The 5,805-nt window shown below is 45.4% G+C and carries 6 protein-coding genes, 9 tRNA genes and 1 pseudogene; 14 read left to right on the forward strand and 2 right to left on the reverse strand.

Annotated features, from left to right (window positions below):
* The first annotated feature begins 60 nt into the window (after positions 1 to 60).
* The 13 genes and pseudogenes from AC1DUA_RS29370 to AC1DUA_RS29430 all read left to right on the forward strand — a co-directional run.
* Positions 61 to 136, forward strand: a tRNA-Lys gene (locus tag AC1DUA_RS29370).
* Positions 137 to 155: 19 nt separating this feature from the next.
* Positions 156 to 235: transfer RNA gene (locus AC1DUA_RS29375), tRNA-Leu, on the forward strand.
* Positions 236 to 272: 37 nt separating this feature from the next.
* A tRNA-Gly gene (locus AC1DUA_RS29380) sits at positions 273 to 344 on the forward strand.
* Positions 345 to 348: 4 nt separating this feature from the next.
* Positions 349 to 419, forward strand: a tRNA-Cys gene (locus AC1DUA_RS29385).
* Between the two features lie 15 nt (positions 420 to 434).
* A tRNA-Leu gene (locus AC1DUA_RS29390) sits at positions 435 to 520 on the forward strand.
* A gap of 21 nt (positions 521 to 541) precedes the next feature.
* Positions 542 to 618: transfer RNA gene (locus tag AC1DUA_RS29395), tRNA-Arg, on the forward strand.
* Between the two features lie 5 nt (positions 619 to 623).
* Positions 624 to 702, forward strand: a tRNA-Leu gene (locus tag AC1DUA_RS29400).
* Between the two features lie 5 nt (positions 703 to 707).
* Positions 708 to 781 (forward strand) — tRNA-Pro (locus AC1DUA_RS29405).
* Positions 782 to 794: 13 nt separating this feature from the next.
* Positions 795 to 865: transfer RNA gene (locus AC1DUA_RS29410), tRNA-Gly, on the forward strand.
* A 261-nt stretch (positions 866 to 1,126) separates the two neighbouring features.
* Positions 1,127 to 1,318: a hypothetical protein gene (locus AC1DUA_RS29415; protein ID WP_477503117.1), complete on the forward strand. Its 192-nt coding sequence runs from the start codon at positions 1,127 to 1,129 to the stop codon at positions 1,316 to 1,318.
* Between the two features lie 284 nt (positions 1,319 to 1,602).
* Positions 1,603 to 1,974, forward strand: coding sequence for a hypothetical protein (locus tag AC1DUA_RS29420; protein WP_477503118.1), 372 nt, complete (start codon positions 1,603 to 1,605; stop codon positions 1,972 to 1,974).
* Positions 1,975 to 2,068: 94 nt separating this feature from the next.
* Positions 2,069 to 2,509, forward strand: coding sequence for a HEAT repeat domain-containing protein (locus tag AC1DUA_RS29425; protein WP_477503119.1), 441 nt, complete (start codon positions 2,069 to 2,071; stop codon positions 2,507 to 2,509).
* A 132-nt stretch (positions 2,510 to 2,641) separates the two neighbouring features.
* Positions 2,642 to 2,923, forward strand: a pseudogene (locus tag AC1DUA_RS29430) (spore coat protein); the annotation flags it as partial.
* Between the two features lie 49 nt (positions 2,924 to 2,972).
* Here AC1DUA_RS29430 and AC1DUA_RS29435 read toward each other — a convergent pair.
* Positions 2,973 to 3,722, reverse strand: a complete 750-nt coding sequence (locus AC1DUA_RS29435) for a YqcI/YcgG family protein (protein WP_477503120.1) — start codon at positions 3,720 to 3,722, stop codon at positions 2,973 to 2,975.
* A 62-nt stretch (positions 3,723 to 3,784) separates the two neighbouring features.
* A complete protein-coding gene (locus AC1DUA_RS29440; RefSeq protein ID WP_477503122.1) occupies positions 3,785 to 4,372 on the reverse strand; it encodes a DUF1989 domain-containing protein in 588 nt (195 codons plus the stop codon).
* Between the two features lie 174 nt (positions 4,373 to 4,546).
* On the opposite strand from AC1DUA_RS29440, the gene AC1DUA_RS29445 reads away from it, so the two are divergent.
* Positions 4,547 to 5,620: an FUSC family protein gene (locus tag AC1DUA_RS29445; protein WP_477503121.1), complete on the forward strand. Its 1,074-nt coding sequence runs from the start codon at positions 4,547 to 4,549 to the stop codon at positions 5,618 to 5,620.
* The last annotated feature ends 185 nt before the right edge of the window (positions 5,621 to 5,805 follow it).

Raw genomic sequence — 5,805 nt, forward strand, 5'->3', positions numbered from 1 at the left:
GCAACGGACTTTGACTCCGTCATGCCAAGGTTCAAATCCTTGATCCCCAGTTTCTTACATGAGTCATTAGCTCAGTTGGTAGAGCACCTGACTTTTAATCAGGGTGTCGTAGGTTCGAATCCTACATGACTCACCATTTGCCTTATTTACAGCATGCGCGTATGGCGGAATTGGCAGACGCACTAGACTTAGGATCTAGCGGGCGACCGTGGGGGTTCAAGTCCCTCTACGCGCATCATTCCTCTTTAATATATGAGGAACCCCATTATCATGCGGAAGTGGCTCAGGGGTAGAGCATCGCCTTGCCAAGGCGAGGGTCGCGGGTTCGAATCCCGTCTTCCGCTTTTTGGCGCTATAGCCAAGTGGTAAGGCAGAGCTCTGCAAAAGCTTTACCCCCAGTTCGAATCTGGGTAGCGCCTTCTGCCTTTAAGCAAGCCGGAGTGGCGGAATCGGCAGACGCACAGGACTTAAAATCCTGCGATAGGTGACTATCGTACCGGTTCAAGTCCGGTCTTCGGCATTATTTACTTCAATTTCATACGCGCCCTTAGCTCAGCTGGATAGAGTATTTGACTACGAATCAAAAGGTCGGGAGTTCGAATCTCTCAGGGCGCGCCACATAAGCCGGCGTGGCGGAATGGCAGACGCGCTCGACTCAAAATCGAGTTCTAACGAGTGGAGGTTCGAGTCCTCTCGCCGGTATTTTTCGGGATGTAGCTCAGCTTGGTAGAGCACCTGCTTTGGGAGCAGGGGGTCGCATGTTCAAATCGTGTCATCCCGACTTTTTACATCATGCGGGTGTAGTTCAATGGTAGAACTTCAGCCTTCCAAGCTGGTAGCGTGGGTTCGATTCCCATCACCCGCTTTAAAACAAAAAGATCACCTGAGGGTGATCTTTTTGTTTTGTACGGCTAATAATTGGAATACTCCCATACAAATAAGAGAATACGAGAGCGCTAATTTGCGAAAATAGCTCTACGAGCCAAGCAGAGGAACTAGGGTCCTCTATTTCATTATTATTATTATTATTATTTTAAAAAAAGGACTAAGACAAACAGACAAGCATAGGCGAATATACATATACGGATTCATCAAAAGTTGATTATCAACTAGGAGGTGTTTCGGTATGGTTTTTTGGATAATCGTCGTTGTCATTGTTGTAATCGGTTTGTTAATCTTGGTCAGCATGAGGAAGAAAACGGCGGTAGAGTCGACAGCAGTGAAAACACATAAGGAGTGCTCCTACTGTAATGAGGAAATCGAAATCGATGCGGCAGTTTGCAAGTACTGCAGGGGGATTGTCGTAGGCTCAAGCTAACTCGATACATGATAAAAGCAAAACGCAAAAACCTGAGGCGACCTTGCCTCGGGTTTTTGCGCATGAATGCTTTGCTCTGCTTTTCTCTGCTCTGCTCTGCTCTGGCTTCCGCAGAGTAAGCTGCCTTTCTCCTTACGAAGCCATATTCACTTGAAGCTATAACGTGAAAGCGAGCGTCAGATGAATCTAATTTTATACTAATGGTCATAATTAAAAATAGATAATGGATCTTTAAAATAAAGGATTAGAAATATATTCTGTGCTATGAGGCGTCCAACGAGTTCGTGAAGCTGAAGGATAAAAGCGGTCCAATTCTCCCTCATCTACGGGAGTTTCTTATAGAATTGGTAAGGCTCGTGCCCTATACCAGACAACTGGCCTGTGCCTTATTTCAAAGCAACCTAAGCAACGAGAAGTCTTTATGCAATCAGTTGGAGATGTTGGACGAACTGAAATTAGTGCTCATTCCTCTGATAGAAGAAGCACAAAAACGGGGAGAGTTCTCAACCGTCTTTCCGGCAGAAATGATTGCGGATCAAGCTATTCAGACATATATGGGTGTATTAATAACCTGGGGGATGGGGATGGGCGATGATAAGCTCAATACTCAAATGGCTGTTAGTTTCGAGCTGTTTTTTCGGAGTTTGCAGCCGTAAGATCATCCCATTGGCGCTAACGCCCAAAAAAGTGTAACATCATTGTAGTAAAAGAACATGCGCAAATTGCAGCATTCGAAGGAGCTTGAGTCAGTTGAATATAGAATTAAACAATGAAGTGCCGGCCAATTTTGAGGAGTTAAAAAAATCCGCGAATCGTTCATCCAATTGGAGAGAACGTCTGGATGCTGTTGAACAGTTAGGTCAATGGAACGATCAACAGAGCATAAATATTTTGACCCGTATTATGACTAGCGATTCCGTGTATCCCATTCAAGAGATGGCTTATCGCAAGCTTAAAGCTTTTGGTGAAGATGTCCAGCTGCCGCCACGGAAAAAAGGGGATTTGGTCAAAGGAGCAGGCAAGGTATTCGTACGCATTAAAAAAAGCTTGCCGGAAGGTCATACTTTCGAAGAATTCAAAGAAAAGCTCCAAAAAACCAGAACTGACGTGTACGATACGTACGAAGGGGACAAGGAAGCTGACTTTGATAAGTGGCTAGAAACTACTTGGGCTTCATTGCTGCAGAAGTAGGAGTAGTTGCATAATTTCCGCCATTCTAACTCATATTATCGAAGTTACCAATCCATATATGAAGGAGACTTCGAGATGCAGCAGCAAACTCCGTATAACAACACGAATCAAATGGCACCTAACATGAACCATGGGGGCATTAGCGCGCATATGCTGGGCCTTATTAAATCTCACGCCTCCCTATTGACGATGACTTCCGTTGAGGTGACGAACCCTACAGTGCGTCGTGTGCTCGCCTCTCAAGTGCAGAATTTTATCGAGATGGCCTATGAGATTTTCTTGTATCAAAATAGAAATGCCTATTATCAGGTTCCACAGCTTGGGACAGCTGATATGCAGAAAATGCTGAATACCTTCGTCCCAGCGCAAGGCATGCCGCAAATGCCTCCAAATAATCGGGCAACGATTCATTAATAAAATAAAGAACCAGCTTGGGTCCTATAGACCTTGGCTGGTTTTTTCATTACTTCTTTTTCATGGCCATAGACGCAAAAGGGCACTTAGGAGCTACACTTTCATCATCACGCAGAAAATATTGCTCCCACTCCAGATTGTCGGTCTGACCGTACCACTTGAGTGAGGGATGTGCTGGGACGCCGTCATACTCGACCAACTTTTGGCGAATCAAGTTTTTCATATTGCGTCCGAAAGCGGTTGAATCATTGATTTCTTCGAAAACCCACCGAGGTTGGAATGTGATTAGGAAACAAGGCGTACGCCTGCTTCGGCGAACTTGATGGGCAGGTGTTCCGCAAAAGGCGAAATAGGGATGCCCGCTATAACAGAACTCCCATGCATGGTGGGAGGGATCTTGAGGAATGTGTGCGGGCCAGGGGACCGGATCTTTGGCGCTTACCCTACTCAAAACGGACCAGAAGGCCTGCTCGTAATCTTCTACGGTGAAGTCAGCCTCCATGTCTTCCGGCGTTTCAAAAAATATCACAAGCGAAGCATACCGGCCGGTATCACGGGAGCATTCTCCGTATTGCTGCAGTAGCTGCGCAGCTTCTTCAATTGTTTTATCAGATCTGGGATCTGATGCAAATCCGAACCGCAAGCTGTCCGTGAGAAAACCCTGCCTCCCTGGTATGCAGGGATACATCCGATTTTCATCTGCAATCATCTGCCCGAATTTGCGAAAGGCATCTTGCTGCCAATCAGGCAGCTCATTTGCATAGCGGTCCAGCCAACTCTTGGATTTCAAATAAACCATAACCAAACCCTCCTTCTTCCATTCGGAGCATAGTATGCTGAGTGGAAGAGTTGGGTGATTGCCTACATGATTTCAACCTCAATAGATGAGCACTTGAACCCATTACATGCGCTCTCGGAGCACGGACAAGCAGATACCGCTATGATTAAATCCATTTCCGCCCGGAGTTCAATGTAATCGCCAGCCTTCGATAGCGGCCTCTCTATGGCGATTTCCCCCGTTGTTTGTATAATGGTATTCATAAACAAATTGATGGGGTAATGTTGGTCAGGTGCGGGAACTGCGAACTCGGCTAAAGCCTGATTCAGGTTATGATAGCAGCTCGCATGATCCTTTTTATTATATAGCACCTCGTACATTTCGCTGCGGCAAGCTGGATTAATGAAATCATGCTGACCTACTTGATCAGTTACTACTGATAGCATTGGCTTGTATGTATTGGTATAAAGCAGGTCACCTGGCTTCACTTTCAATTTATGAAGGGCGTCCATCGTAACTCCAGGGTCCAAACGTTCCCTAATGTCGTTTTCATGGTAGGCGACAAAGTCGGCAACCTGCTCGCCTTCTACATCGGTTATTCTAACTGTTTGACCCTTGTTGAGCCTAAAACCAAGCCCTTGTGTGGGCGGAATTCGCCATTTTTGTTTAATCATAGGTGCCTCCAGCCGAGTTTATGGAAATTACTTTAACAGTATGGCTTCAGCAGGAGACTGTCATGCAAGTTGACTGGCAGAATTGAAGCAGAAACTTAGGGTGTTATTTTGCATCAATCCCTTTACCTGTGTAAGATAATAGAGAATCAATATTTGGATGAGGGGGATTTCATGGTTTTCGGTGCGCGTGTTTGGAAAACGGGTATCGCCGTTGCTTTGGCCTTATACATAAGTGCCTGGCTTAATTTTACTCCTCCTGTCATTGCCGCTGTTGCTGCCATTTTTGCTATGCAGCCTTCGATTTACCGGTCGTGGCGCTACTTTTTGGAGCAGCTGCAGACGAATATACTTGGTGCGGCATTGGCGCTTCTGGCGGGTATGTTTTTCTCGAATAATGTCATTGCAATTGGCATTGTCTGTATTATTGTCATTATCATCAGTCTTAGAATGCGTATGGAAGAAACAATTGGTCTTACTTTGGTTACCGTTGTTGCGGTGATGGAGGCTTCTGGAGAATGGGAGTTTGCGCTGAACCGACTGCTGCTTAGTTTAATTGGTATCGGATGCGCCTTTGTGGTGAATATTTTCTTCTTTCCGCCTAAGCCCAAGGAGCAGTTCGCTGCCCAGATACAGACTATTTTCAGCAAAATGTCACTACTCCTTCGCACCGTTATCTCTAATGAAATGAAGGAGACCGTGTTTCGTGAGGAAAAAGAAAGCCTTCGCAGTAGTCTGAAATCCTTGTCGGAGAAATACAGGCTCATGGAAGAAGAAATCAAAAGGCTTAAAGGCAAGGGGAATGGCTTCAGCCGCATTCGCGAGCTTGTTGTATACAAACAAAAGCTGCTCGCTATGTATAAAGGAGTAGAAGTTCTTGAAGCCGTAGATGAGCATTACTTTCAGGCGGCTCGAACGGAAGCGATTGACGATTATTTTGATAAACATATGGAGAAACTAATCAAATTCCACGAACATGTGCTGCTGAAATTCGACGATAAGCTGAAAGATGACAGCACAGACGGTTTGGAAATGGAAGCTGAGAATGATCGTTTCATGACTGTCCTTATTGACCGTTATACCAAACAGCCGCAGGGATTGCTGCGTTTGTCCGTAGTTGCTGCCGCTATGTATGACTATGGCCATCAGGTTGCACGATTGGATAAGCTTGTCGAGTATGATCATCGTGGTGAAAATGAAGAGAGAGAGCCCCTGGAATTACTGCTTAAAGGTATCAGGTTAAAATAGTTCTCAGCAAAGAACCCTTGGAGCCTCACAGTTGTCAGTTGAAATCTGGCGCTAGGAGGTTCTTTTCATAAAATGAAGGACAAGGGTTGCTTTCCAAATTTGTATGTGCTATATTATGATTCTTGTTCCAAACGGAACGGGCCGCAAGCAGAGATTAAGATCTGAACGTGTTGAATATCTTCACG

Source organism: Paenibacillus sp. 01T422 (genome assembly GCF_056398785.1).